Origin of the sequence: Hydrogenophaga sp. PAMC20947 (assembly GCF_004795855.1) — a bacterium.
Taxonomy (GTDB): Bacteria; Pseudomonadota; Gammaproteobacteria; order Burkholderiales; family Burkholderiaceae_C; genus Hydrogenophaga.
On record NZ_CP039252.1, the window covers coordinates 1,416,103 to 1,442,185 of the forward strand.

The 26,083-nt window shown below is 59.0% G+C and carries 25 protein-coding genes and 1 pseudogene; 18 read left to right on the forward strand and 8 right to left on the reverse strand.

The genetic code is table 11. The features are described from left to right. Nucleotides 1-357 precede the first annotated feature (357 nt). The 5 genes from E5678_RS06310 to E5678_RS06330 all read right to left on the reverse strand — a co-directional run bounded on the left by E5678_RS06310 (nt 358) and on the right by E5678_RS06330 (nt 5,697). Nucleotides 358-747, reverse strand: a complete 390-nt coding sequence (locus E5678_RS06310; protein WP_136177732.1) for a TrbC/VirB2 family protein — start codon at nt 745-747, stop codon at nt 358-360. Nucleotides 748-776: 29 nt separating this feature from the next. Then, nucleotides 777-1,820: a lytic transglycosylase domain-containing protein gene (locus E5678_RS06315; protein WP_210731998.1), complete on the reverse strand. Its 1,044-nt coding sequence runs from the start codon at nt 1,818-1,820 to the stop codon at nt 777-779. Between the two features lie 274 nt (nt 1,821-2,094). After that, on the reverse strand, nt 2,095-2,922 hold the full coding sequence (folP, locus tag E5678_RS06320; protein ID WP_136177734.1) for a dihydropteroate synthase: 828 nt from the start codon (nt 2,920-2,922) through the stop codon (nt 2,095-2,097). Between the two features lie 62 nt (nt 2,923-2,984). Beyond that, nucleotides 2,985-4,907, reverse strand: a complete 1,923-nt coding sequence (ftsH, locus tag E5678_RS06325) for an ATP-dependent zinc metalloprotease FtsH (RefSeq protein ID WP_136177735.1) — start codon at nt 4,905-4,907, stop codon at nt 2,985-2,987. Nucleotides 4,908-5,031: 124 nt separating this feature from the next. Then, on the reverse strand, nt 5,032-5,697 hold the full coding sequence (locus tag E5678_RS06330) for an RlmE family RNA methyltransferase (RefSeq protein ID WP_136180657.1): 666 nt from the start codon (nt 5,695-5,697) through the stop codon (nt 5,032-5,034). A gap of 44 nt (nt 5,698-5,741) precedes the next feature. On the opposite strand from E5678_RS06330, the pseudogene E5678_RS06335 reads away from it, so the two are divergent. The 3 genes and pseudogenes from E5678_RS06335 to E5678_RS06345 all read left to right on the forward strand — a co-directional run bounded on the left by E5678_RS06335 (nt 5,742) and on the right by E5678_RS06345 (nt 9,063). Next, nucleotides 5,742-6,211, forward strand: a pseudogene (locus tag E5678_RS06335) (YhbY family RNA-binding protein). A gap of 57 nt (nt 6,212-6,268) precedes the next feature. Continuing rightward, nucleotides 6,269-8,341, forward strand: coding sequence for a M3 family metallopeptidase (locus E5678_RS06340; protein WP_136177736.1), 2,073 nt, complete (start codon nt 6,269-6,271; stop codon nt 8,339-8,341). Nucleotides 8,342-8,391: 50 nt separating this feature from the next. Next, nucleotides 8,392-9,063, forward strand: coding sequence for a glutaredoxin family protein (locus E5678_RS06345; protein WP_136177737.1), 672 nt, complete (start codon nt 8,392-8,394; stop codon nt 9,061-9,063). A gap of 88 nt (nt 9,064-9,151) precedes the next feature. Here the strand turns inward: E5678_RS06345 and rpiA are convergent, their stop codons facing one another. After that, on the reverse strand, nt 9,152-9,823 hold the full coding sequence (gene rpiA / locus E5678_RS06350) for a ribose-5-phosphate isomerase RpiA (protein WP_136177738.1): 672 nt from the start codon (nt 9,821-9,823) through the stop codon (nt 9,152-9,154). Nucleotides 9,824-9,863: 40 nt separating this feature from the next. On the opposite strand from rpiA, the gene E5678_RS06355 reads away from it, so the two are divergent. Then, a complete protein-coding gene (locus tag E5678_RS06355; RefSeq protein ID WP_136177739.1) occupies nt 9,864-10,943 on the forward strand; it encodes a quinone-dependent dihydroorotate dehydrogenase in 1,080 nt (359 codons plus the stop codon). A 6-nt stretch (nt 10,944-10,949) separates the two neighbouring features. Here the strand turns inward: E5678_RS06355 and E5678_RS06360 are convergent, their stop codons facing one another. Beyond that, on the reverse strand, nt 10,950-12,071 hold the full coding sequence (locus tag E5678_RS06360) for an NAD(P)/FAD-dependent oxidoreductase (RefSeq protein ID WP_136177740.1): 1,122 nt from the start codon (nt 12,069-12,071) through the stop codon (nt 10,950-10,952). A 650-nt stretch (nt 12,072-12,721) separates the two neighbouring features. Between E5678_RS06360 and E5678_RS06365 the strand changes: the two genes are divergently transcribed. Both E5678_RS06365 and E5678_RS06370 read left to right on the forward strand, forming a co-directional pair. After that, complete coding sequence (locus tag E5678_RS06365; RefSeq protein WP_136177741.1) at nt 12,722-13,408, forward strand: response regulator transcription factor; 687 nt, start codon at nt 12,722-12,724, stop codon at nt 13,406-13,408. Nucleotides 13,409-13,602: 194 nt separating this feature from the next. Further along, nucleotides 13,603-14,901, forward strand: coding sequence for an ATP-binding protein (locus E5678_RS06370; RefSeq protein ID WP_168708500.1), 1,299 nt, complete (start codon nt 13,603-13,605; stop codon nt 14,899-14,901). Here E5678_RS06370 and E5678_RS22240 read toward each other — a convergent pair. Further along, nucleotides 14,858-15,313, reverse strand: coding sequence for a lytic transglycosylase domain-containing protein (locus tag E5678_RS22240; protein WP_168708501.1), 456 nt, complete (start codon nt 15,311-15,313; stop codon nt 14,858-14,860). The two genes, E5678_RS06370 and E5678_RS22240, sit on opposite strands and share 44 nt — an antisense overlap. Nucleotides 15,314-15,948: 635 nt before the next feature. Between E5678_RS22240 and gspG the strand changes: the two genes are divergently transcribed. The 12 genes from gspG to E5678_RS06430 all read left to right on the forward strand — a co-directional run bounded on the left by gspG (nt 15,949) and on the right by E5678_RS06430 (nt 26,082). Continuing rightward, nucleotides 15,949-16,341 carry a type II secretion system major pseudopilin GspG gene (gene gspG / locus E5678_RS06380; RefSeq protein ID WP_247597003.1) on the forward strand — a complete coding sequence of 131 codons (393 nt, stop codon included), beginning with the start codon at nt 15,949-15,951 and terminating at the stop codon, nt 16,339-16,341. 12 nt (nt 16,342-16,353) lie between these two features. Continuing rightward, entirely contained in the window at nt 16,354-17,586 is a 1,233-nt protein-coding gene (locus tag E5678_RS06385; RefSeq protein ID WP_136177744.1) for a type II secretion system F family protein, read from the forward strand. Between the two features lie 22 nt (nt 17,587-17,608). Beyond that, entirely contained in the window at nt 17,609-19,297 is a 1,689-nt protein-coding gene (locus E5678_RS06390) for a GspE/PulE family protein (RefSeq protein ID WP_247596931.1), read from the forward strand. A gap of 163 nt (nt 19,298-19,460) precedes the next feature. Continuing rightward, nucleotides 19,461-20,111, forward strand: coding sequence for a hypothetical protein (locus E5678_RS06395; protein WP_136177745.1), 651 nt, complete (start codon nt 19,461-19,463; stop codon nt 20,109-20,111). Next, entirely contained in the window at nt 20,108-20,647 is a 540-nt protein-coding gene (locus E5678_RS06400) for a hypothetical protein (RefSeq protein ID WP_136177746.1), read from the forward strand. Before E5678_RS06395 ends, E5678_RS06400 begins: the two co-directional genes overlap by 4 nt. Continuing rightward, nucleotides 20,644-21,192 carry a hypothetical protein gene (locus E5678_RS06405; RefSeq protein WP_136177747.1) on the forward strand — a complete coding sequence of 183 codons (549 nt, stop codon included), beginning with the start codon at nt 20,644-20,646 and terminating at the stop codon, nt 21,190-21,192. The genes E5678_RS06400 and E5678_RS06405 overlap by 4 nt, the downstream gene beginning before the upstream one ends. A 1-nt stretch (nt 21,193) precedes the next feature. Next, the gene (locus E5678_RS06410) at nt 21,194-21,745 is read left to right on the forward strand and encodes a hypothetical protein (protein ID WP_136177748.1); all 552 of its coding nucleotides are present in this window, start codon (nt 21,194-21,196) and stop codon (nt 21,743-21,745) included. Next, nucleotides 21,742-23,853, forward strand: coding sequence for a secretin N-terminal domain-containing protein (locus tag E5678_RS06415; protein ID WP_247596932.1), 2,112 nt, complete (start codon nt 21,742-21,744; stop codon nt 23,851-23,853). The genes E5678_RS06410 and E5678_RS06415 overlap by 4 nt, the downstream gene beginning before the upstream one ends. Beyond that, a complete protein-coding gene (locus E5678_RS06420) occupies nt 23,850-24,359 on the forward strand; it encodes a type II secretion system protein (RefSeq protein ID WP_136177749.1) in 510 nt (169 codons plus the stop codon). Before E5678_RS06415 ends, E5678_RS06420 begins: the two co-directional genes overlap by 4 nt. Before the next feature lie 95 nt (nt 24,360-24,454). Beyond that, on the forward strand, nt 24,455-24,784 hold the full coding sequence (locus E5678_RS06425; RefSeq protein WP_247597004.1) for a type II secretion system protein GspG: 330 nt from the start codon (nt 24,455-24,457) through the stop codon (nt 24,782-24,784). Further along, nucleotides 24,785-25,369, forward strand: a complete 585-nt coding sequence (locus E5678_RS22245; RefSeq protein ID WP_168708502.1) for a type II secretion system protein — start codon at nt 24,785-24,787, stop codon at nt 25,367-25,369. Continuing rightward, nucleotides 25,366-26,082, forward strand: a complete 717-nt coding sequence (locus E5678_RS06430; protein ID WP_168708503.1) for a response regulator transcription factor — start codon at nt 25,366-25,368, stop codon at nt 26,080-26,082. Before E5678_RS22245 ends, E5678_RS06430 begins: the two co-directional genes overlap by 4 nt. The last annotated feature ends 1 nt before the right edge of the window (nt 26,083 follow it).

The window sequence follows — 26,083 nt, forward strand, 5'->3', positions numbered from 1 at the left end:
ACAAATACATCAATCAACATAGCCATTCTTTGATCGACGCCTGACTGCATCCCGATTGGATGAAAATACCCACGAACCGTTGTATTCAGCAACATTTCTGGGTAAAAATCGAAAAACCAGATTTAGACCAATCAATCTAAAAATCATTTCGTCTTTTTTGGTCAGAAATCGCATCAAACCAATCATCAACGGAATGGTTAAAAGTATGTACAACGATACATACATTGCCAACAACAATGGGGCGCCGGCACCAATCAAAAATGGAACATATGGTACGCCCAAGATCATGGGAGGTCTGGTACACCCCCGAAACAGCACGTCTTTTTTCAAAACACCACCCAATCCTTGGCCGTCAAACTATCCGCCGGTATTCGTTACAGCGCAGGTCGTCTGCGCGCCCGAACCATTCTCCGTACTCCAGCCCGAGACAAACCATCCTGCGACTGTGGCAGCCCCTCCGATCAATAATCCTCCAATTAGAATTGGAGCCACATCCGAAAGCCTTTTGTGAGCAAAGGCGATCTGATAGCCGGCGAAAACAACCGCAATGGTCACGATTGAAACCGATGCGACTCGAAGTATGGTCTCAAAATTTGTAAAAAAATCTGACACATTGGCGCATGCCTTCTCAAATCCAGCGGCAACCGCCCAAGCTTCAGGCGAAGCCATCGTCAAAAAAACACAAACCGACAAAATCGTCAATATTTTGAGCTCTTGCCTAGCAGTCAAACTCCACGCGCTATTCATATTCACCTCTCAAATAGTAAAAACGAAAACTAAAAAACAAACGATTTGTCTTCGGGTGAACCCACACCCGAACCCTTGGAGCTCGCCTCCATGACTTGGGGTTTGGCTGTTTGCAGGATTTGCGTTGCCACGGGGGACTCCAGCAACGCCCCACCCTTGCGAGCTGCGACCACATCCGGCGCAGCGGTTTTTTGCGCACCGCCTGGCTTGGAAACCCCTCCGGGTGGCACAGTGTCAGGGTCCGGCAACGGCAGGCTGCTCGCCGAAGGGGAACCAGCAGTCGAAAGCACCATGGCTGTTTTGTAGGGATCCCCTCCCACCCCCACAACCTGCACAGGCATGCCAGCGACACCCGAAGCGTGAACGGAACCCTCGTTGTGCTTCATCGCGCCCGGACCGGGCACTGGAATCGCTGGCCGACGCTCCGCTGTGGACATTGGCGATACACCAATCGGCTCAGATGCGTTGGCCAAAGCCGTCGCCGTGGCGGACATCGGTGTGCTGGGCAAGTAGCGCCGAATGGCAAAAGGCTCCGGATACGGCCTCTCCAGACCTCCGACTGCCTGGTGTCCCTGATTTGAAGTGTGCTTGGCAGCCTCACCGAGCGGCAAGTCGTCATCACGCGCGGGCCGGTGTTCCATTTTGCGGTTGGAAGGAATGATCCGCACCCACTTGGGCCCGTCCTGTGCGGCGTATTTCGCCTTGCGAATGGATGCAAAAATCTTTTGCACGTAGCCATGATCAAAGCCGGTGACGAAGTTGCCCGAGTAGTAGCAGCTGAAAGCTTTGCCCCAGTCTTGAGCTCGGTCGTAACATTCGCGCAGGATCCGCGAGCCGGCCCGCAAATTGGGGCATGCCTGAAAAGCCGATGCGTAATCGGGCAAACCGTATTTCGCCAGGTTGTAGCGGTTCACCTGGGCAATGCCCACGGAGAAGTTGTAACCCTCTTCCTTGAGCTGACGCACCGCAGCCAGCGCTTCGTCGATGCTGGAGGGTTGTTTCGCAAGATAGCCCCCCACCACGCCAATGGCGAAAGGGTTGCGAGCCGACTCCACGTTCACAACGTGTTGCATCACCTCGGGGGGAACAGCAAGATCGGGGCAGTCCAACATCGAACATCAAGCGGGGTGCTCAAACGCCATACGAGATCGTCAGCTGGGCGCACGTGGCACGCCTCGATACGATCTCATCAACGATGCTCCGCCTTTCCTCCTGAATGGATACTTTTCTATTCAGAATTTTAACTTAGGTACTAGATTTTTTGACGTATTTCTAGCGAATACCTACTCATTTTCGCAACAAGGAAACGAAAAGTAATAAATTTGAACCCATTCCCCCCAGCGCAGCTCATTGGTTCTGAGCCTCCCAAACCTGCAATGCCTGTCGGGTTTCCTTGACGTCGTGCACCCGCACAATGCGCGCGCCTCGTTCAACGGCAATCAGCGCAGCGGCCAAGCTGGCGAACAAACGCTCGCTGGGTAACTCGCTGCCCGTGGCCCACCCCAACGACGACTTGCGAGACCAGCCCGCCAGCACGGGAACCCCCAACACCAGCAGCTCAGCCTGCCTGGCCAGCAAGCTGAAATTCTGTTGCGGGGTTTTCCCGAACCCGATTCCTGGATCCACGGTGATCCGCTCGCGGGCAACCCCTCTCTGCTGAAGCACTTGGACCCGCTGCTTCAAAAATGCGAGTACGGCAGGCACCACATCGCCATCCATGGGCTGCACCTGCATGGACTGGGGATCCCTGTGCATGTGCATGAGGCAGACGCCGCACTTTGGATGAACCGCCAGCGCGTCCAGAGCGCCGGGCATGCGGAGTGCCCAGACATCGTTGACGATGTCTGCCCCAGCGTCCAATACCGCCTGCATCACCCTGGGCTTGTAGGTATCCACCGAAATTGGAACGCCGAGCTTCACAGCTTCGCGAACCACGGGCAGCACCCGGGCCAGCTCGTCTTCAAGGCCGACAGCCGGCGAGCCAGGGCGGGTGGACTCTCCACCGATATCCAGAATATCTGCACCCTCATTCAACAGCTGTTCACAGTGAGCCAGGGCAGCAGCAGTTGTGTCGTGACGCCCGCCATCCGAGAACGAATCGGGTGTGACGTTCACGATGGCCATGATGTGGGGCTGCGCCAGGTCCATGCGAAAACGCGAGGTTTGCCATTCCATTGGAGTTCTGCCCATAAAAAAAGCGGGGCTTTCGCCCCGCTCTGGATGTTCTGATAACAGGCTCAAGCCACTGTGGGAGCAGGATCCGCCGCCACTTCAGGCGCACCACCACTGCCGCCATCACCGCCACCCACCGAAGGGTTGCGAGGCGTCCAGTCTTTGGGTGGGCGCGGTGGCTTGCCGTCCATGATGTCGTCGAGCTGGTCAGAGTCAATGGTTTCCCATTCGAGCAGCGCCTTGGCCATGGCATGCATCTTGTCGCTGTTCCCTTCGATCAGTTCCCGGGCCTGCTTGTATTGCACGTCGATGATCCGACGCACTTCAGAGTCGACCTTCTGCATGGTCTGCTCACTCATGGTCGTGGTCTTGGTTACCGAGCGTCCGAGGAACACTTCGCCCTCGTTTTCCGCATAAACCATCGGGCCCAGCGCATCGGTCATGCCATAGCGCGTCACCATGTCGCGGGCAATGCTGGTCGCACGTTCGAAATCGTTCGATGCCCCGGTGGTCATCTGGTGCATGAAGACTTCTTCGGCGATACGACCGCCAAACAACATGCTGATCTGGCTCAGCATGTAGTCTTTGTCGTAGCTGTAGCGGTCTTGTGCTGGCAGGCTCATCGTCACGCCCAAGGCACGGCCCCGGGGAATGATGGTGACCTTGTGCACAGGATCGCACTTGGGCAGCAGTTTGCCGATCAGTGCGTGGCCCGACTCGTGGTAGGCCGTGTTGCGGCGCTCCTCTTCGGGCATCACCATGCTCTTGCGCTCGGGGCCCATGAAGATCTTGTCTTTGGCCTTCTCGAAATCCTGCATCTCAACCACGCGTGCATTGCGGCGCGCGGCCATCAATGCAGCCTCGTTGCACAGGTTGGCCAAATCGGCTCCACTCATGCCGGGCGTGCCACGGGCAATGATGGAGGGATTCACGTCGGCGCCGACAGGAATCTTGCGCATGTGCACGTTAAGAATCTGCTCACGGCCACGGATGTCGGGGAGCGTCACATACACCTGGCGGTCGAAACGGCCGGGGCGCAGCAAGGCCGCATCGAGAATGTCGGGCCGGTTGGTTGCGGCCACCACAATCACGCCGGCATTGGTGTCGAAGCCGTCCATCTCAACCAGCATCTGGTTCAGGGTTTGTTCGCGCTCGTCGTTGCCGCCGCCCAGGCCAGCGCCACGCTGGCGACCCACCGCGTCGATTTCATCAATGAAGATGATGCAGGGGGCGTTCTTCTTGGCGTTGTCGAACATGTCGCGCACGCGGGATGCACCCACGCCCACAAACATTTCCACGAAATCCGAACCCGAGATGCTGAAAAACGGCACCTTGGCTTCGCCCGCAATGCCTTTGGCCAGCAAGGTCTTGCCGGTTCCCGGAGGCCCGACCAGCAGCAGCCCGCGTGGAATGCGCCCCCCCAGCTTCTGAAATTTCGCCGGGTCCTTGAGGAAATCCACCACCTCTTTGACTTCTTCCTTGGCCTCGTCGCAGCCAGCCACGTCCGCAAACGTGACGGTGTTGCTGTTTTCGTCGAGCAAGCGGGCCTTGCTCTTGCCAAAACTGAAAGCGCCGCCTTTGCCGCCGCCCTGCATCTGGCGCATGAAGTAGATCCACACCCCAATGAGCAACAGCATGGGGCCCCAGCTCACGAGCAATGTCATGAGCAAGGAGCTTTCCTCACGCGGACGCACATCAAATTTGACGTTGTTGTTGATCAGGTCACCAACCAGACCACGATCCAGGTAAGTGGCCGTGGTGCGAATGCGTCGGTCATCCTGGGTCACGGCAACAATTTCTGTACCGCCCTGACCTTCCTGGATCGTTGCGCTCTTGATCTGATTCGATTTCACCTGATCAAGGAATTCGGAATAGCCGACGTAACCGGCTCCAGCCGCAGCTCGGCCGTCAAATTGTTTAAAAACTGTGAAAAGCACCATGGCGATGACCATCCACACGGCGATTTTCGAGAACCACTGATTGTTCAAGTGCGGCTCCTGGCTAGAACATTGTCGGAATTCAACATATCGGGATCATTTTAGGACTTTCAAGATACACCGGACTTGATGAATGACATAGGCATGTCATTTCAGCGCCGGTGCCGGCTTCGTTTCAGGTTTTCAGACCCATCCCCACGAGAAAGGTTTCAGATGATTTGTCTCGTGACGCCTTGGGCTTGATGGCTTTTACCACCTTGAACGTCGAGCGGAACAGCGCGACCATGGGATCGTAAGCCCCCCCATGAAACAGTTTGACCACCAGTGAACCGTCTGGTTTGAGATTCTTGACGCTGAAGTCCACCGCCAGCTCGACAAGATCGGTGATCCGGGCCGCGTCGGCAGACCCGATACCGGACAAATTGGGGGCCATATCAGACAACACCACGTCCACCGCTTCAACGCCGCGGGCCTTCAAGGCCGCCTCGAGTTCCAGCAGGACCGCCTCTTCCCGAAAATCACCCGGGATGAAATGCACCCCTTCGACAGGATCCATCGGCAACATGTCCAGTGCGACAATCTGACCATTCAGGGCCCCTACAGCGGCCCCGCTGGGGCTGAGCCGGCGGCGCACGTACTGGCTCCACGCTCCGGGGGTCGAACCCAGGTCCACCACGCAGTCCCCCGGGTGGATCAAACCCAAGGTTTCATCGATTTCCTTGAGTTTGTATGCCGCGCGGGCCCGAAAGCCATCCCTTTTTGCGAGAATCACGTAAGGATCGTTGACGTGTTGATTCAACCACGCCTTGTTGACCTTCTTGCTTTGCGTCTTGACTTTCATGCCCATGTGGGACTTTCTGGTTCCGTGTAAACGATAATTGTCCCATGCCCCAGATCACACTCACTCCCGCCCAGCGTAAAGTCCATCGCGCTGATGCCCATCATCTCGACCCAGTCGTCCTCGTAGGGGGTGACGGACTGAGCCCCTCTGTCAAAAAAGAGATCGAGGCCGCGCTCAAGTCGCACGGCTTGATCAAGGTCCGTGTTTTCAGCGACGACCGGGCTGCGCGCGAAGCCATGCTGCAAACCTTGGCCACCGAGCTCGATGCGGCTCCGATTCAACACATCGGCAAATTGCTGGTGCTGTGGCGGCCTTTGCCCGAGAAAATCAAGGCGATCGATGAAGACCGCATGCCAGGGCCTCGCGATGTGAAAGTCCTGAAATTCAGTAAGCGGGGGGTCAACGCCCTGAAGTCAAGATGGTGCGCGTGCTGGGCAACCAGCGCCTCACATCGGGCGGCCAGATCAAGCGAGCCAAAGTGCTGAAAAAGAGCATCAAAAAAACCGCTCCCTGAATCCCGCAGGCGCCTTGGGCGCTTGAACTTTGCGCCCTGCCCACCATCTGAGCCTGCATGAACTCTGAAATCACCTCCAATCCGTTGCTGGACCTGTCCGACCTGCCCTTGTTCGATGCCATCGTTCCCGAACACGTTGAGCCCGCCATCGGCCAATTGCTGAAAGATGCCAACACGGCGCTGGAAACGGTGACACAAGAAGCCTTTCCTGCCGAGTGGAGCACCATGTCGGCCACGCTCGATGTGGCCACAGAACGGCTGGGACGTGCATGGGGCGCTGTCAGCCACCTCAACAGCGTGGCCGATACACCAGCGCTTCGGGCTGCCTACAACAAGGCCTTGCCTGCTGTCACCGATTTCTGGACCCGCCTGGGCTCGGACGAACGGCTGTACGCCAAGTACAAGGCCATGGATCCCACCCAGCTGAATGCAGAGCAGACGCAGGCCCATTTCAATTCCATGCGTGGCTTTGTGCTGGGTGGCGCGGATCTGCAGGGTGAGGCCAAGACGCGCTTCGCGTGGCTTCAGGAGCGCCAGGCCGAACTCGGCCAGAAGTTCAGTGAAAATGCCCTCGACGCCACCGATGGGTTCTCATTGGTTGTACCGTCAGAGACGCTCAAAGGCGTTCCATCTGATGTCCTGCAGGCCACGGCCGAGGCGGCAAAAGCCGATGGGCTGGAAGGCCACAAGCTGACCCTGAAGCTGCCCTGCTACTTCCCTGTGATGCAATTTGCCGATGACGCCGGGGTTCGCGAGAAGCTCTACAAGGCCTATGTGACGCGAGCCAGCGATCAGGCGCCAGAAGAGTTTCAAAAATTTGACAACACGGCCATCATGACCGAACTGCTGGCGCTGCGCCATGAGGAGGCCAAGCTGCTGGGCTACCGCCATTACGCAGACGTTTCGGTGGTGCTGAAAATGGCGGAGTCGCCCGAGCAGGTGATTTCGTTCCTTCGCGACCTGGCCCACAAAGCCCGGCCGTTTGCAGAACAAGACCTCGCCGACCTGCGCGCCTTCGCGGCCACTGATCTCGGCCTGAAGGACCCGCAGCCCTGGGACTGGGCCTACGTGGGTGAAAAACTCAAGGAAGCGCGCTACGCCTTCAGTGAGCAAGAGGTCAAGCGCTACTTTCCTCTGGACAAGGTCCTTGCCGGCTTGTTTCAGATCGTCGAGACGTTGTTCGAAGTGGCCATCCGGCCAGACCAAGGCCCTGTCTGGCACCCGCAGGTCAAGCTGTACCGCATCGAGCGTGCCACCGCAAACGGGCCCCAGCTGGTCGGGCAGTTTTACCTGGACCCGTCTGCCCGAAACGGCAAACGCGGTGGGGCCTGGATGGACGATGTTCGCGCACGCTGGTTACGCCCTGATACGGGCGTGCTGCAGACGCCGGTCGCTCATCTCGTGTGCAACTTTGCCGAGGGTGTACAAGGCAAGCCAGCCCTCCTGACCCACGACGATGTGATCACCCTCTTCCACGAGTTTGGACATGGACTGCACCACATGCTCACCCAAGTCAATGAGCGGGATGTCTCGGGCATCAGCGGCGTGGAGTGGGACGCGGTAGAGCTGCCCAGCCAATTCATGGAAAACTTCTGCTGGGAGTGGGATGTGATCAAACACATGACATCCCACGTCGATACCGGCGAGAGCCTGCCCCGCGCGCTCTTTGACAAAATGCTGGCGGCCAAGAACTTCCAGAGCGGCATGCAGACGTTGCGGCAGGTGGAGTTTTCTTTGTTCGACATGCAATTGCACGGCCAGCCTGAAGCGGTCCAGGATGGTGACGCGATCCTGGGTTTGCTCAACGCAGTGCGGGACGAAGTTGCGGTGTTGAAAGCGCCTGTGTACAGTCGCACAGTCCAGACCTTCAGCCACATTTTTGCAGGCGGCTACTCGGCGGGTTACTACAGCTACAAGTGGGCCGAAGTGCTGTCTGCCGATGCCTACGCCGCTTTTGAGGAAGCGGCGCAGAAAAATGGCACCAGCACGGTGGACGTGGCCACTGGCCGCCGCTACCGCGAAGCAATTCTGGAGGCGGGCGGAAGCCGCCCGGCCATGGCGTCCTTCAAGGCGTTTCGTGGGCGCGAACCCGAGGTAGAGGCCCTGCTGCGCCACCAGGGCATGGCCTGAGCTTTCGCCGTGGCTGCTTTTGGTTTCATTTTTTTCGAGGATACCGATTCATGAACTCGCACTTGACCGCCCCATTGACCGTCACGAAATCTGTCTGGATCGTCTTGGCCACCGTGTGCGCTGTTGGTCTGGCGAGCGGGCAAGCAGGGGCCCAAGGTGTCTACCGCATCGTGGGCTCAGACGGGCGGGTGACCTATTCCGACCAACCGCCCGCCAACAACGCCGATGCCGCTCCTGTCGGCAGTGCCACCGCCAACACTGCGGCCAGCGCCAATGCCCAGTTGCCGTTGGCCCTTCGTCAAATTGTGAACCGCTATCCAGTCGTGCTTTACACCGGCAAGGATTGCTCGCCCTGCAGCTCCGGCCGCAACTTGCTGGCGAACCGCGGCATTCCTTTTTCAGAGAAGACGGTTTCCTCGGCCGAAGATATCGAGGCGTTCAAGCGCCTCAGTGGCGACCTGTCTTTGCCCCTTCTGAGTATTGGCAGCCAGCGACTCAAAGGTTTTTCGGATGGCGAGTGGACGCAGTACCTGGACGCGGCGGGGTACGCCCAGCAATCGTCGCTGCCGCCCAACTACAGCCGCCCCTCTGCCACCCCCTTGGTTGAGGTGAAAGCAGCGACACCGGCGCCCAAGGAAACGGCCAAAAGCACGCGACGTGAGATTTCGCCTGAAACGCCTGTGGTGCCGACCACCGTCAACCCGGCAGGCATTCGCTTCTAACCAAGCGCCCTGTGCCGCATCCAGTGTGGCGAAGGAACCGGGCGGAGGGGGAACCCCGAAGTCTCAGGACTTCGGCTTTCGGCGCACTTTAGAAGCTCAGCGTCTTGACGCCATCTGCGGTGCCCAACAGGCACACCTGGGCTTTCTGGTGGGCGAAGACGCCTACTGTCACCACACCTGGCCACTGGTTCACCTGGTTCTCAAAGCCCAACGGGTCTTCGATCTGCAAGCCAGTCACATCCAGAATGTGTTGCCCGTTGTCGGTGACCAGCGGAGCGCCATCTTTTAGCCGAATTTTCGCTTCAGCACCCATGGCCTGAAACTGGCGTGTCAAGCGGGCAGCGGCCATCGGGATCACCTCGACCGGTAACGGAAAAGCGCCCAAAGCTTTCACCAGCTTGCTTTCGTCGGCGATGCAGACAAAGCGCCGCGACTGGGCCGCGACAATTTTTTCCCGGGTCAGCGCAGCACCGCCACCTTTGATCATGTGGCCTTTTGCGTCAATTTCATCTGCCCCGTCGATGTACACCGACAGTTCCCCGACGTCGTTGGCTTCGAACACAGGAATGCCCAAAGCCTTCAGGCGGGCGGTCGAGGCTTCCGAGCTCGAGACAGCGCCCGGCACCTGGTCCTTGATGCTGGCGAGCGCCTCAATGAACTTGTTCACAGTGGAGCCAGTGCCGACACCGACAATTTCGCCGGGCACCACGTATTGAAGGGCGGCCTGGCCGACCAGGGTTTTGAGTTCGTCTTGGGTCATTTGAGACAATCGCTGGATACACAGAATCCTGGATTATCCGATGTCCCTCTTTCCCTATGCCCTCGCGCGCCCTTTGCTCTTCAACATGGACCCCGAAAAGGCCCATGAACTGACCCTGGAAGGCATTGCCCGGCTGCAACATTCGCCGCTGACCTGCCTCTACGGTGAATCCCGCGTGGAAGACCCCGTGACACTCGCTGGCATCAACCTGGCCAACCGTGTGGGGCTGGCCGCTGGCCTGGATAAAAATGCCCGCTGCATTGACGGGCTGGCCGCCATGGGCTTCGGTTTGGTCGAGGTGGGTACTGTGACGCCCAAGGCCCAGGCCGGCAACCCCAAGCCGCGCATGTTCCGCCTGCCAACCCAACAGGCGCTGATCAACCGCCTTGGCTTCAACAACGACGGCCTGAACGCGTTTTTGAACAATGTCCAGAAAGCACGGTTTCGCGATCAGCGGATGAACACCCCGATGCGATTGGGCCTCAACATCGGGAAGAATGCCGCGACGCCCATTGAGCGGGCGACAGACGATTACCTGATCTGCCTGGAAGGGGTCTACCCGCATGCAGACTATGTCACGGTCAACATTTCGAGTCCCAACACCCAGAATCTGCGCAGCCTGCAAAGTGATGCAGCACTGGATGCCTTGGTGGGCGCAGTCGCCGAGCGGCGCGAGCAGCTGGCTCAGCACACCGGCAAGCGCATTCCGGTGTTCATCAAGATCGCGCCCGATCTTGATACCGCACAGATCGACGTGATCGCCACCACGCTGCTCCGCTACGGCTGCGACAGCGAGGGCAAGCCCAACCAGGCCTTTGGCGTCATTGCCACCAACACCACCTTGAGCCGCGAAGCAGTGACTGGCCTGCCCCATGCCAGCGAAGCTGGTGGCTTGTCCGGGTCGCCCGTGCTGGTATCCAGCAACCGTGTCATTGCCCGCCTCAGGGAGCAACTCGGCGCAGGCTTTCCCATCATCGGGGTCGGTGGCATCCTCAGCGGCGCTGATGCTGTCAGCAAGATCCGGGCAGGTGCAGACGTGGTTCAGATCTACACCGGGTTGATCTACAAAGGCCCTGCGCTGGTGCGCGAGGCGGCACAGGCGATCAAACAGATGGCTTGAAGCTGCTCAGCCCTTGACCATCGACAGCTGCTCGACAACATATTGCCCTATTGCCAATGCACTGGTCAGGCCAGGCGATTCGATGCCGAACAGGTTGACCAGGCCGGCCACCCCGTGCAAGCCCTCGGTATCCACGCGGAAGTCGGCCGACGGTTCGTCGGGGCCATTGATTTTGGGGCGCACACCGGCATAACCAGGCTGCAAGGCTCCCGAGGGCAACCCTGGCCAATAGCTGCGAATGGCGGCCTCAAACGCGGGCAGACGCGAGGCATCCACTGCGCAATCATCAGACCGGTCAACCCACTGCACGTCGGGTCCGAACTTGGCTTGTCCACCCAGATCCAGCGTGAGATGAACACCCAGACCCGCAAGATGGGCCCGTGGCTCGGGTGCCGGGTAGATCAGGTGCGTAAATGGCGCGCGACCAGACAAACTGAAATAGTTGCCTTTTGCAAAACTGGGTTGAGGCACATGCCCAGCGGACAGGCCCACCGTTCGCCTGGCCAGATCGCATGCGTCCAGGCCCGCCGCATTGATCACCGTCTGTGCGAGCAGCGTTGTGCCATCGGCGAACACCACCTCCAGCCCTGCCGTCTTCACTTTGATCTGGCCCACCGGGCTGTGACAGACCAGCATGCCTCCAGCGTGTTCAAGATCGCCCAGCAGCGACAACATCAGCCCGTGGCTGTCGACAATGCCGGTGGATGGCGAATGGACCGCCGCCAATCCTTGCAGCGCCGGTTCCATGGCCCGCACCTCGGCTGCATCGAGCAGACGGAGGTCGTTCACACCATTCGCTGAAGCTTTTTGCACGATGCCTGGCAGCGCATCACATTGAGAATCGGTGGTCGCCACGATCAGCTTGCCGCAGCGTTTGTGCGCGATGGCGCGCTCCGCACAGTAGGCATACATCCGCTCGCGCCCCTCGACGCACAACCGGGCCTTGAGTGACCCGGCGGGGTAATAAATACCCGCGTGAATCACCTCGCTGTTGCGGGCACTGGTGATGCTGCCGAACGTGGGTTCACGCTCCAGCACCACGACCTCGCGCCCCTGACGTGCCAGCGCACGGGCGACCGCCAAGCCAACCACCCCGGCTCCGATGACCACTGCATCAACCCGCTCCATGGGCGGCCCTCCTCTTGTTTTAACGACAAAAAATCGAAAAATCCCACACATGACGCCCGGAGTTCTGCCCGGCAAGCGGTGCAGGGTTCGAGCCGGCGACCGCCGCCGGATGAAGGGAGCAACCTCAATGCCAGTGAATTCCCGCAGCGCACCCTGTGGGTCACGATGAATCAAAAATAATCAACTAAATCATGGGCTTACCCTAGAGAGAACGGGAGATTAAGCGCAGTGTTCTCGGCATTTTCTGAGCTTTTCGTCAGTTTCTTGATGGGCAGTGATGCACTTTTGGCGCGCGTTAATCGATCAATAGAGGCATGTTGTCGACGCTCAGCGAGCAGCGACCGTGCGTTCTTCTGGTGCAGGACGATTCAATGCCAGGGGTATTGACAGGACCCACTCTCCATCGGACGGCAATCCCGCCCTTGAACCGAGGGAGAACCCCTAAAAAAACAATCGAAAGTATGCTTGAACCGACAAAAGGCGTTACAAAACCAATTGATTTATATCAATGCACCCAGATTTGCACTACGATGTAAGTGAATGATACGAGGCGTGGTAAATCACACAAACACGCCATCTCAAGATGTCGATTATCACGAAACGGGTCAAGAAATCGAGCCCCCTCGGTAGTCAACGGTTCTGGAGGATGTATGAGAATACTGGTTGCAGAAGACGACAGTCTGATCGGAGATGCCGTCCACAAATCTCTGACTCGGTCAGGGTTTGCGGTCGATTGGGTCGAGACGGGGCATGACTTTAGAACCGCCTACACCACACACGAATACGGATGCGTGGTTCTCGACCTGGGTCTGCCGGACGATACCGGTGAAGCATTGTTGGCGCATACGCGGTGCAAAGACTCCAGAATTCCCGTGATCGTGGTCACCGCTCGTGGAAGTGTCCGGGACAAACTGGCACTTCTTGGCATGGGCGCTGACGACTTCATGGTCAAACCCTTTGACCTGGACGAGCTTGCGGCCCGCATCAATGCAGTTCTCAGGCGTGTGCCCACAGGGTCCGCTGAAACCAACGCCACGACCCATGGCCCATTGACCTTGATCCCACAGCGCTTTCTGGCCTTGTGGAACGGGAAAGCGGTCACCCTGACGCACAGGGAATTCTGGGTCCTTGAGGCCTTGATGCGTAGAAAGAATCAAGTCCTGTCGCGGGCGCAAATCGAAGAGACGCTGTACGGATGGGGTGGCGAAGTGGAAAGCAACGCCATTGAAGTCTACGTTCATACTTTGCGCCGGAAATTTTCAGCTCAGCTGATCCACACCATTCGGGGTGTCGGTTACCAAATCGCGCCGGTTCACCAAATCGAACAAATGCACTAGGCCCCCGGGCCTGCGGCGCACCCATCTGATACACATCGGTCACCATGGAAACTGCTGTTCCAGTGTGGTCACTTCAATCACGGGCTCAACTCCTCGTCGGGCTGGCTTTGAGCATCGGCCTTGTCCTGGGCTCTGTCAGCATGTACCAGGCGGCGGTTGCGCAAGATGACCAAATCACCGATGCACGGGTGGAGATGCTCGCCAAAACCATTCTCCAGTCGGCGGTGGCGGAGCTTGACCACCCCCATCAGATCGAAAGCGACTCAGCCCCTTTCAAAGTGCCTCCTCACTTTGCTGGCGGTAGTCACCAGTATCAAATATGGACGAACAACGGAACCACACTGCTCGCCAGTCACAAGGCGCCGAAGACCCAGCCTTTGCTTCCCGTGAGTTACACCGGATACCGTGAAGTTCTGATCGATGGCACTTACTACTGTGCCTTTTCAGCAGCGACCGAGGATCGCACCTTCATCGTTCAGGTGGCCGAACCCACGCCGTCAAGAATCGTTCCCTTCCGTTGGCTGGCCACCGAATACCTCGCACTCGCGCTGATTCCATTCGCAGCCATCCTCCTCTTCAACCGCTTCATGCTGAGGAAATCTTTCCGCCCCATTGAAGCGGTGGTCGAAAACCTGCGTTGTCGAAGTCCTGACGACGCAACGCCAATTGACGCCCAAAACACACCTTCGGAAATCGCACCGTTGGTGCAATCCCTGAATGCACACCTGCAGCGCATGGGTCTTGCCTTGTCGGTGCAGAGCCGGTTCACTTCGGCAGCGGCCCATGAGCTCAAGACCCCTTTGGCGGGCGTTCGAGCACAGGCTCAGCTGGCGATTCAGGCCAAAGATCCCGAACACGTCAGAGATGCCTTGCGCTCGGTCATGCTGGGCGTTGACGCCTCTTCGAGAATCATCGATCAGCTGATGGATTTTCACCATGTTGCGTCATTTGGGGATCCAGGCGATTGGCGATCTGAAGTGACAAGCCTTGCCAAAATCCGCCAACTGGCATGGGCGGATATTCAACCGCGAGCGAAGGCCAAAAACATCAAATTGAGAATGATGTTCGACATTGACGAGATGCGTGGGCATGAGTTTGCCATCTGGACGCTCCTGCGCAACCTGATGGAAAACGCCGTCAAATACACCCCCGCGAACGGGCGCATTGATGTTCGAATCAAGCAGCGGGATCTCAGAGTCGTGTTGACGGTGGACGACTCAGGACCAGGGATTGCGGCCGAACTCCGGCATCGCGCCATGGAGAAATTCGATCGGCTAGGCCGCCGGGGAGGCGATGGTGTCGGCCTGGGCCTGTCCATTGTTGCAAGCGTCGCTTCCATGCACCAGGCGGTACTTGAACTCCAGGATTCGCCCCTCGGTGGATTGCGTGTTTTGGTCCAGTTTCACGCCACAGACGTTTCGGACCGCTCCGGCAAGGATGAAGCGTTTCTCATAAATTTGAAAGAGACTGGGTGGAGCTCAAATCGGCCATGATGCGCCGCACATAGGCCTGTGTTTCCGGGTATTTCGGCACCTTGCGGCCGGCCCTGACCACCGCCTGTTCGCCAGCGTTATAAGCGGCCAAAACGAGTTCAATGTCGCCATCAAAAAAGCCCATCAACCACTTGAGATAACTCGCGCCCGCGAAAATATTGTCCTCGATCACAAAGGGATCCTCAACGCCAAACCTTTTGGCCGTTGCTGGCATCAACTGCATGAGACCCATGGCCCCTTTCGGAGACACCGCTTTGTCGTTGTAGTTGGATTCGGCCGAAATCACCGCATGGATCAACTGCGGGGCGATATCCACACTCAAAGCAACGCTCTCGATCACCGCCCGCAAATGATCGGCTCGCCTTGGTAACTTGGGCAGGTAGTTGGCAACTTTTTTGGCCTTCGCGAGCACAGGGGCGATGCCACTGTCCGCGCCAGGCAGCAAGAGCAGGGGTGCCTCTTGCGAGGGAAAATTGGACAGCACAATGCTGCCACCTGGGGATGCAGCACCCACATAGACCTGGCAGTGAGCCGACACAGCCCATGCGCAGCCCAGCACGCCCAAAGCCAGTCGGAGATAACCGCCCGGTGTTCGCAACAACTCCCCCCCGGCACCAGTTATCCCAAACCTGATCCGACAGATGGAGGTCTTCCGGTTGCCCACAGGGAGGTTGGCGCATGGTTCGGTGGTGAACATGCGCCTGATTCGGCGCCTCGTAACCGCATGTGTCAATTCTGGCAGACACCCAGTGCGTCACCGGGTGAGTACCCAACTTGGACACGCCCGAAGGGGGTAGTACCCCACCACCTTTTCCGGTAGGTGTTGTCCTAGGAATTTTAAGAAAGCCTTAAGACTGCCGCCTATATTGAACTTGACAGACCCGACCATCGGGTAGGTGATCTACCAACTGGAGGTTCACAGTGGCGAAGCAGTTCATTCGAGAAGCGCCCCCCCCCAGCACCTCGCGGGGGACCCACAGCGACAGATCGCCGTGCCCGCCCTCTGCCGAATTCAAGCGGCAAGGTGGCCAAGGACAGGGCTTTACCCTGCTTGAGTTGCTGGTGGTGATTGTCATCATCGGCTTGCTGGCTGGGCTGGTGGCGCCCAGGTATTTCGACCAGGTCAGCAAGTCCAACACGAAGATTGCCCGCGCACAGATCAACTCGCTGGAAAAGGCACTGGATCAATACCGCCTGGATGTGGGCAGTTACCCCTCCACGGAGCTGGGCCTTGGCGCACTCAACACCCGCCCACAGAACCTCGAAAAATGGGCTGGGCCCTACCTCAAGAAATCGGTCCCGCTGGATCCCTGGGGGTTCAAATACGTGTACAAGTTTCCGGGAGATCACAGCATCGACTACGACCTGTCGGCGCTGGGATCAGATGGCCAGGTCGGTGGCACGGATGAAGCCGCTGACGTCACAAGCTGGACGCCTTGACGCGGCATCGCCATGCGCCAACTGAACGTCTCCCCTTCCGGCTTCGCCTTCGAATTGATCGTGCGCACGGCACATGGGCATGTTCAGACGCTGGAGTTGATGGCCACTGACGCAAGCGCAGCCACCGAACGGGCTGTGCGCGATGGCTTGCAGGTGCTGGCGTGCAAGGCGCTCGGTTCCAGGCGCGACAAAAACGCCTCGAATCGCGGGGGCGGACGCGGCAAACTCGACATCGCCAACTTCGCCTACGAGCTGGGCTCCCTGATGGGGGCTGGACTCTCGGTTGTCGAAGCGTTGAAAACGCTGGCCGCCAACGAGGGCACCCACGCGAACCGCGACATCATTCTGGGCATCGTCAAGCGCATTGGTGAGGGCTTGCCACTTTCGGCTGCATTGCAAACCCCTCCGGGCCGTTTTCCTGCCCTGTTGATCGCCACCGTGAGCGCGAGTGAACAAACGGGTGATCTCAGCACGTCGTTGGCTCGGTACGCCGCCCATCAACTGACCATCAAGTCGCTGAAGGACAAAGTGGTGGGCACCGCCGTCTACCCCGCTCTGCTGCTGACCGTTGGCATTCTGGTGGTCTTGTTCCTGATGACGGTTGTGGTGCCCAAATTTGCTGTGCTGATCGAGAGCACTCGCCATGAGCTGCCTTGGAGCTCACAGCTGCTGATGTCTTGGGGCCGCTTCGCTTCCCGACACGTTTGGGAGCTGGTGATTGTGGTCATCGCTGCTGTCGTGGCTTTGATCATGCTGAGTCGGTCTGTGATGAAAGGAGACGGCAAGGCTGCGTGGCTGGAGCGGGTTCCTTTTGTCGGCCCCACGATGCGCAAGTTCCGCCATGCGCAGCTGTACCGCACAACAGGCATGCTGGTGCGCGGTGGCATCACAGCGCCCAAAGCCCTGCAACTGAGTGCCTCTCTCCTGGGTGCGTCGGACCAGAAACGCCTGACGGACGCCATTCGACTGGTGCAAGAAGGACGCAGTTTGAGCGATGCGTTGCACGAGGCCCAATTGGCCGATCCGATCGCCTGCAGCATGCTCACGGTGGCAGAACGCACCGGTGAATTGGCTGAAATGCTGGAACGGATTGCGCAGTTTCACGAATCGCGGCTGCAGCGCTCGGTGGAATTGACCAGTCGCCTGTTCGAACCCGTCTTGATGATCTTCATAGGCCTGGTGGTGGGGGCCATCGTGGTCTTGATGTACCTGCCCATTTTTGACCTCGCGTCCAGCCTGCAATGAACGCGACCACCGAGAACATGTCATGAGCGAAATGTCTGACGTTCCCCGCGCCCTCAACGCGTCCCTCGTGAGCGAAGCGCTGTCGTCCAGCGGCAATCGCTCCCGCATGGCCTGGCTGGCCGATCAGATGCAGGTGGACGAACAGGGGTTGCTGACGCTGGCTGGAGCGCATTTCGAGCTCGCCGCATTTGACATGGCGTCGCTGCGCCGGATCACCCCCGATTTTCACTTGATCTCTTTTGCCGAATGCCAGCGAAGGGCCTGTCTGGTGGGTCATCTGGATGGCGAGGCCGCGCTCACCGTGGTCATCACCGACCCCATGGATGCGCGCATGCGGCAGTGGCTGGAGGCCCGGTTTCGCCAACAACCGGTGCGAATGGCCCTGGCCACAGACGCCGACTTGCGCGCCTACCTCGTCACCGCCGAGAAGTTCGTCAAAGCGATGGATGCGGTGAAGATGCTGTCATCGACTCCCTTGTTGCCTGGGGACTCCGCCAACGCCATATCCATCTCCCGAATCGATGCCACCGAAAGCACGGTGGTGCGGCTGGTGGACTCAACACTCTTCGATGCGCTGCGCAGCGGTGCGAGCGATATCCACCTGGAGACGCACCCCAACGGCATGGTCATCAAGTACCGTCTCGACGGGGTGTTGGAAGTGGTCAAGCGGATCGACAACATTGAACTGGCCCACCAGGCCATTTCACGCATCAAGGTGGTCTCCGAGCTCGACATCGCCGAGCGCCGGATTCCGCAAGACGGCAGGTTTCAGGTGGTGGTTGACGCCCGCGATATTGATTTCCGGGTCTCGATCATGCCCAACCTGTTTGGTGAAGATGCTGTCCTGCGGGTGCTGGACCGCAAACACCTGACAGGGCAATTCAATGCGCTCAGCCTGGACACCCTTGGATTCGACAAGCGGGTGCTGAATTTCATTCGAGACACCTCGCGGATGCCCTATGGCCTGCTGCTGGTGACTGGCCCCACAGGGAGCGGAAAAACCACCACGCTCTATGCAGCCCTGTCAGAAATCAACACGGGTCTGGACAAGATCATCACCATTGAAGACCCTATCGAGTACCAGTTGCCCGGTGTGCTTCAGATTCCCGTCAACGAGAAGAAGGGCTTGACCTTTGCACGCGGCCTGCGATCGATTCTTCGGCACGACCCCGACAAGATCATGGTGGGTGAAATCCGGGATGCGGAAACGGCCCACATCGCCGTGCAAGCGGCCTTGACCGGCCACCAGGTGTTCACCACCGTTCACGCCAACAACGTCTTTGATGTCATTGGCCGATTCTCGAACATGGGGGTCGACAGCTACAGCCTGGTGGCGGCACTCAATGGCATTGTGGCTCAGCGCCTCTTGCGCATGAACTGCCCTCAATGTATGGAGTTCACCACGCCAGACGCAGACCAGCTGCAGCAAAGTGGCATCACCATGGACGCTATCGCCAGCGGAACATTCAAACGAGGCATAGGCTGCGCCCACTGCCGCGGAACCGGCTACAAGGGGCGCCAGGCCATTGCAGAAACACTGCCCATGAGCGACACCTTGCGAGACCAATTGGTTCAACGTGCTCCGCTTTCGCAGATTCGACAGACAGCCCGCGCCAGCGGATTCAAGAGTTTGCGAGATGCCGCCGTGGCGCTTGCCGTCTCTGGGGAAACCACCTTGGAGGAGATCAATCGTGTCACTCCCGTGGAATAAATCGGTCCGCCTGCGCATTGGCGCCACCAGCGTGCAAGGCGTCGTGCACCCCGCGTGGTCTCCTCGTCGCGCGTTGTCCACTTGTCAGCACAGCACAGGGCATGCGCTTTCCCAAGACCCGGCTTCGCTAGCCTTGATGCCACCAGCACCGTTTGAGGCGGCCATGGCAGCAACCCTCGCCGAGCTGGGTGCCGTGCGAAGTGGTCGCGTGAAAGACGCGCAGATTCTGATGGCGGACGCAAGGGTGCATTTTGATGTGGTGTCGGGGGAATATGCCCATCTCAGTGAACGGCAATTGCAGTCGGTTGCCCAAGCTTGTCTCGGTGAAATCCTCGGCGAACGGGCGCTCGGTTGCGTGGTGCGCTGGAATTTGCAGAAAGACGCACGGCATTTGGTGATTGCAGCGATCGAATCGAGCGACATCGACCTGGTTGAGCACCTCGCACGGGAACATGGCATCGAGCGGATTTCTGTGCAGCCAGCGTTCTGCGGGCATTGGAACGAGCACGCTTCAGCACTGGTACAAGGCCTTGGCGTGTTTGCCACGGTCGATGAAGATCACCTGGTTGCGGCCTTGGTGGTGTCTGGCGCCATCACGGCAATCAGCTGCGGATCGGCTCGCTCACTGCCTCTGGTTCCGGGCGACGCATCCAGGCAAGAAAGTGCCATCGACGACCGTGTTGACCGCCTGTTGTCCAGCGTGGGCCTGAACCCGTCTCAGGTGCAAGGCTATTTGCTGGTGGCACAAAAAAGCGGGGGTGTCGACTTGAATGCGCGCTGGCAAGTGGTGGGCTCACAACCGGAGTTGCCATGAAAACTCAACCCCTCCGCATGGAATTCGCTTCGCAAGGCCGAAGGGTTCCGTTGCCAGGTTTGTTGGCCGCGGGGATCTCGGCCCTGATCCTTGCTTGGGTCGCGCTTCAGATGGTCGATGCGATGGCGGAACGGGCCAGGCAGCAACAGACACTGAAGCGCATCGCTGACGAAAGCCAAGCGCCTCCGGTGCAGGCAAAGGCGCTTGAAAAACCGGATCCCAAAGACGTCGCGCGCGCGTTGTTTGCCCGCCAAACGGTTCGCAACCTCAATACGCCCTGGACCGATCTGCTGGCCGGTCTTGAGAAGGCCCCGAACAACGTGGCACTGCTGGTGCTGGAGCCATCAGCGGCGAAGCGCAGCTTGTCCATCACCGCCGAGGCAGCAAGTCCCACGCAGATGCTTGATTACCTGGCCGCTTTGCAAGCGGACGGCCGGTTCGCCAACGTTGCGCTCGTGTCCCATCAATTGCAGGCACAGGCGCCAGGCACCCCTTTGCGCTTTCAACTGCGCGCCAGCTGGGGAGAAGTGCCATGAACGGCTTCCTGACCGGCGTGTGGCGCCGCGCTGTGCGGAAATATGGCCCATTTGGATTGGTAGCTGTCCTTTTCCTGCTTGCGGCGTTGGCCCTTGCAGCCTGGCTTCCGCGATTGACCCGCCAGAACGAAGCCATGCGCACAGAAGCACAGCGGCTGGCCCTTGAAACAAGCACCGCTGCTCCAGCGCGCGTGATTCGCCAGATCCCTTTGGGCCAGCAGGTCGGCGAGTTTCTGGACGGCTTTCCAACGCTGGGTCAAAGCCCCGCTGACCTTCGGCAGGTTTTTCGCATCGCAGCTGAGCACCACGTCACCCTGCCCAAGGGGGAGTATCTGTTCAAGAACGAATCCAACACGCCACTGTTGACCGTCACCATGTCTTTGCCGATCACTGCGGATTACGCCTCGATCAAGGCTTTCAGCGCAGAGCTTCTGGAAAGTGTGCCCAACGCCTCTCTGGATGAGCTTCGCATGACTCGCAATGAGGCGGGCAGCCAGGTGCTGGAATCGCTGGTTCGATTCAGCTTTGTCTACAGGAAGCCTTGATATGGAACGCTTCAAAAATCCCCTCCAATGGCTGCTGATCGTCGCCGCTGGCGTGGCGAGCTATTTTGTCGCGGTGAAATGGCGACCCGCCTCGATGGGGGGCGATGCCGTGGTGGAAGCCGTGGCCCGATCCGATCGGCGTGGGGCGAATACGGGTAACGCATCAACGATTGTGGATGAGGTGCGCGACGCCTCTTTGTCGCTCCCGGAGCGTGAACGGGCTCCAGGCAATGCCGACGGCAACGCTTTCGCTGTCCTGAGCTGGCTGCCACCGCCACCGCCACCGCCCGTGGTGGTGCAAAGAGCACCCGCCCCACCGCCTGCCCCTGTGGCGCCCCCCCTGCCCTTCACCTTTGTGGGTCTCATGGAAAGCGGTGGCCCGCGGCCTCAGGCCTTTCTTTCCAAAGGAGAAACCCTGTTGATCGTGGGAGCGGGCGACGTGATCGAAAACAACACCTACCGAGTGGACTCGCTGGGCGCAGAAAAAATTGTGATCACCTACCTGCCTTTGAACACGGCACAGGCGCTCAACATCCAGGGAGCTAACAAATGAAATACGGCAGACAGACACACACCTCGCGGTGGTTAGCGCCCGTGGCACTCGGCGCCTTGTTGCTCAGTGGTTGCGCAGGCATGCGATACCACTATGAAGGCATGCGGTTGATCGGTGAGGGTCAGCGCAGCGAAGGCGTGACGAACCTGAGGAAAGCCTCCGAGCTGGAGCCCAGCAACGCGGAGTACCGCATGGATTTTCTCAAGGCCAACGCCGCACTGGCTGGGGAGATTACTGATCGAGCCGACGAAGCGGTCGCCAAGAGCAACCTGGAAAACGCGCGAGAGCTCTACATACTGGCGTTGAAAATCGAACCGAGCAATGCCCGCGCAAGGGCAAAGTTGCAAGGCATTGAGCAGGACGCCAGGAGCGCACGCCTGGTCGCAGATGCACAGCGCCTGCTGAAAGAAGACCGCCTGGATGAAGCCCGCGCCAAAGCTGAAATGGCCTTGCTCGAGAACCCAGGCTACACGGCCGCCAAGCGGGAATTGACTCAGATCGCGCAACGCGGTGAAAAGCTCAGAGACATTCAGGCCGACAAAGCTGCCGAACGCTCCATCATGCGCAAGCCCGTGACACTGCAGTTTCGCGACGCCAACTTGCGCATGGTGTTCGAAGCGCTGTCCAGAACCACGGGGCTGAACGTCATCCTGGACAGGGATGTGCGCGCCGATCTCAAGACAACGATCTTCGTAAAAGATGCCGCGGTCGAAGACACGGTGGACCTGATCCTGCTGCAAAACCAGCTGGAGAAACGGTCAATCAACTCCAACACGCTGTTTGTCTACCCTGCGACCGCAGCCAAACAGAAAGAGTATCAAGACCTGCAAGTGCGCAGCTTTCAGATCGAAAATGCGGATGTGAAGTACCTGCAAACCGTACTGAAAACGGTTTTGAAGATCAAGGACGTATCGGTTGACGAGCGCACCAACACCCTGGTCATGCGCGATACCACGCAGGCCATAGCCGTGGCCGAAAAAGTCATTGCGGCGCACGATGTTCCCGAGCCTGAAATCATGCTGGAAGTGGAGGTGCTCGAAGTCTCGACCGATCGGCTTTCCAACATCGGCGTTCAATTCCCGGACTCCATCACGCTCTCCGTTCCTGAGCCGGCCGATGGCTTGCCCCTGACATTGAACGGGCTCCGGGCACAAGGCGACAACACCCTGCTGGTCAGTCCACTGTCCCTGGCCATCAACCTCAAGATGCAGGACACCGACGCCAACATCCTGGCCAGCCCCCGCATCCGGGCACGCAACAAGGAAAAAGCACGCATTCTCATCGGTGACCGCGTGCCCATCATCACCAACTCGGTCACGCCCATCCAGAGCGGCGGTGGTGTGGTCACGGGCTCCGTTCAGTACCAGGATGTGGGTCTGAAACTTGAATTTGAACCACAGGTCTACAACGAGAACGAAGTCGGCATCCGCATCGCGCTGGAAGTCAGCACGATCGTGAAAGAAATCGCGGGTCCCAATGGATCCCTGGCTTATCAGATCGGAACCCGAAACGCCAATACGGCTGTTCGCTTGCGTGATGGAGAAACCCAGATTCTGGGCGGACTGATCTCCGCCGGCGATCGATCAACGGCCTCCAAAGTGCCTGGCCTGGGGCAGTTGCCGATCCTCGGCCGCCTGTTCAGCAATCACGGGGGCACCAACACCAAGTCGGAGATCATTCTCTCCATCACACCCCACATACTGCGTGCGCCTGCGGTTCTCGATGCTTCGGTGCGCTCGGTGTTTTCGGGCACCGAGAGCAACATGCGCGAACGCGCACTACAGCTCGACCCAATTGAAGGCACCGGAGCCATGGCGGTGGACCGTGGCTTTCCTCAGGGACCCGCCACCGGCTCTGCTCCGGGCACTGCGCCCAGCCTCCCATTGAGGGCACGCCCGAACCGGCCCCAAGTGCCATCGGGCAATTCGGCGGCAGCGCCAGAGGTGGTGCGCAATGAACCCGTTGTTGTGCCAGGCTCCCCGAACCCCATCGTCCGTCGGCCGCCGCTGAACAACAACACGCGCCCTGGCGATGCAGCGCTGACGGCACCGGTCGCAGAGCCGCCGGAGCCACCGCCGTCCGATCCCCCCGAAGGGGAAGTGAAATGACTCAGACCAACCACCACAGAGTCGAGCGTGGATTCACCTTGATCGAGATGGTGATCACGCTGGCCTTGGTGGGTCTGATTTCCATGTTCGCCGTGCCTTTGTACGAGATGACCGCTACCCGCTACAAAGAAGCAGAGCTGCGTCAGGCCTTGCGCACGATCCGGGCGGGTATCGATGCCTACAAATCGGCGACCGACACAGGCAGCCTGCCCAGAGAAGCCGGGGAGTCGGGGTACCCGCCAACGCTCAAATACCTGATCGAGCCCCAGGATCTCGTTGGAAAGGCCGGATTCTCAGACTCGATTGCCGCGCAACGCCTGGTGATCTTGCGACAGCTGCCGCGCGATCCATTCGCGACAGACCCGGAAATGACGGCCGAAGAGACCTGGAACACCCGCGCCTATGCAAGCCGCCCCGATGACCCCCAGCCGGGAGACGATGTGTTCGATGTTTCGTCCAGATCGCCTCGCATAGCGCTCGATGGCACGCCTTACACCAGCTGGTAAACGGTATGAAACCATCCATTCGACAGTCTTCACGCGATCGAGGCGCTCGACATGGCCGCGTCTGGCGAGACCGGCGCGGCTTTACCTTGATCGAGATGCTCGTGGTCATGACCCTGATTGCGATGCTGCTTACCCTGGCCGTTCCGCGGTACTTTGGCTCGCTGGAGAAAAGTCGGATTCGCGTACAGCAGCAGAACGTGGCGACTCTGCGAGACGCCATTGACAAGTACAAAGCCGATCTGGGTCGCTACCCCGATAACCTGCAGGATCTTGTGGTCAAAAGCTACCTCCGTCAGATCCCGCTCGATCCGGTGACCGAGGCGGCGGATTGGGTCGTGATCGCGCCGGCAGACCCGCAAACGGGCAACGTCTACGACATTCAACCCGCACCGGTCGCGCAACAACCGGCCGCAGAGGAGCGCTGAATGACTTCAAGGCAACCGCCCTTTGTTGCACATCGGCCTCACCAGATGCAGGGCGTCATGCTCCTGGCGCTGCTCATCGGGTTGGCCCTGTCCGGCATCGCACTGATGGGGGCCATCGACATGTGGACCATGCAAAGCCAGCGAGAGCGCGAACAGCAATTGCTGTTTGCCGGCGACCAGTACAGGCTGGCCATTCAACGCTATTTTTACGCGGCGCCTCAGGGAACACCCAAGACGCTGCCTCTCAGCTTCGACGCATTGCTGGAAGACGATCGATACCCCATGCCTGTGCGGCACCTGCGCCGCACCTACCCCGACCCCATCACGGGCAAACCCTGGGGCGAGGTGCGAACGGAAGATGGGCGTTTGTCCGGCGTGTACAGCCTTTCCGAGGCAACGCCGATCAAGCAGGCCGGCTTTTCGAGTGCCGACACCAGCTTTGCCGAACAAACCAGCTACCAAAAATGGGTTTTCTTTTTCAGAGGCGCTTCCCGCCTGCAGGGCACACCCCTCGCGGAGCCAGACAGTCCATCGAGCATCCGTCCCGGCATACCTGCGCGCCCCGATCTGGGGAGAAAACAATGAACATTTCAATGAACATTCGCATACTCATCATTGACGACAACGTTCTTTTTCGAAAAGGGCTGTCTGCTCTGCTGGGACAACAAACCGACCTGTCCGTCGTGGACGACATGGCGTTCGGGCGCGAGGCCATCCCAGCTTGCACTTCATACGAACCCGATGTCGTGGTGATGGACACCCACAGCCCAGGCGCCATGGTTCAGGAGCTGACAGAGCAAATCAAGCGCCGGCAGCCCAATGTGAAGATTCTGGTTCTCACCGACTCGCGCCTGGAAGAACACGTGCGCGCAGCATTGCAACTGGGTATGGATGGCTACGTGTTGAAAGACGCCAGCGTGGAAGAAATCTTGATCGCTATTCGAAGCGTGGCCAAAGGCAAGAAGTATTTGAGCCCCGACGTGTCGGGACATGTGGTGGAAAGTTTTCTTCATCCCGACCAGCAATCAGGCTCCTTGTCGCAGCTGGATCGGCTCACGAGCCGCGAACGCGGCGTGCTTCGACTCATCGCAGAAGGCAAGACCAACCGCAGCGCTGCGGAATTCCTTTGCGTGAGTCCCAAGACGGTCGAAAAACACCGCGCGAGCCTGATGCAAAAACTGGGTTTGCGCAACGCCACAGAAATCACGCTGATGGCCATCGAGATGGGCATCATCGAACGCCCCGCCTCGTTCGCAACCCGGATGGAGTCCCGGCGGACGCAGGCCAACAACACCTGAA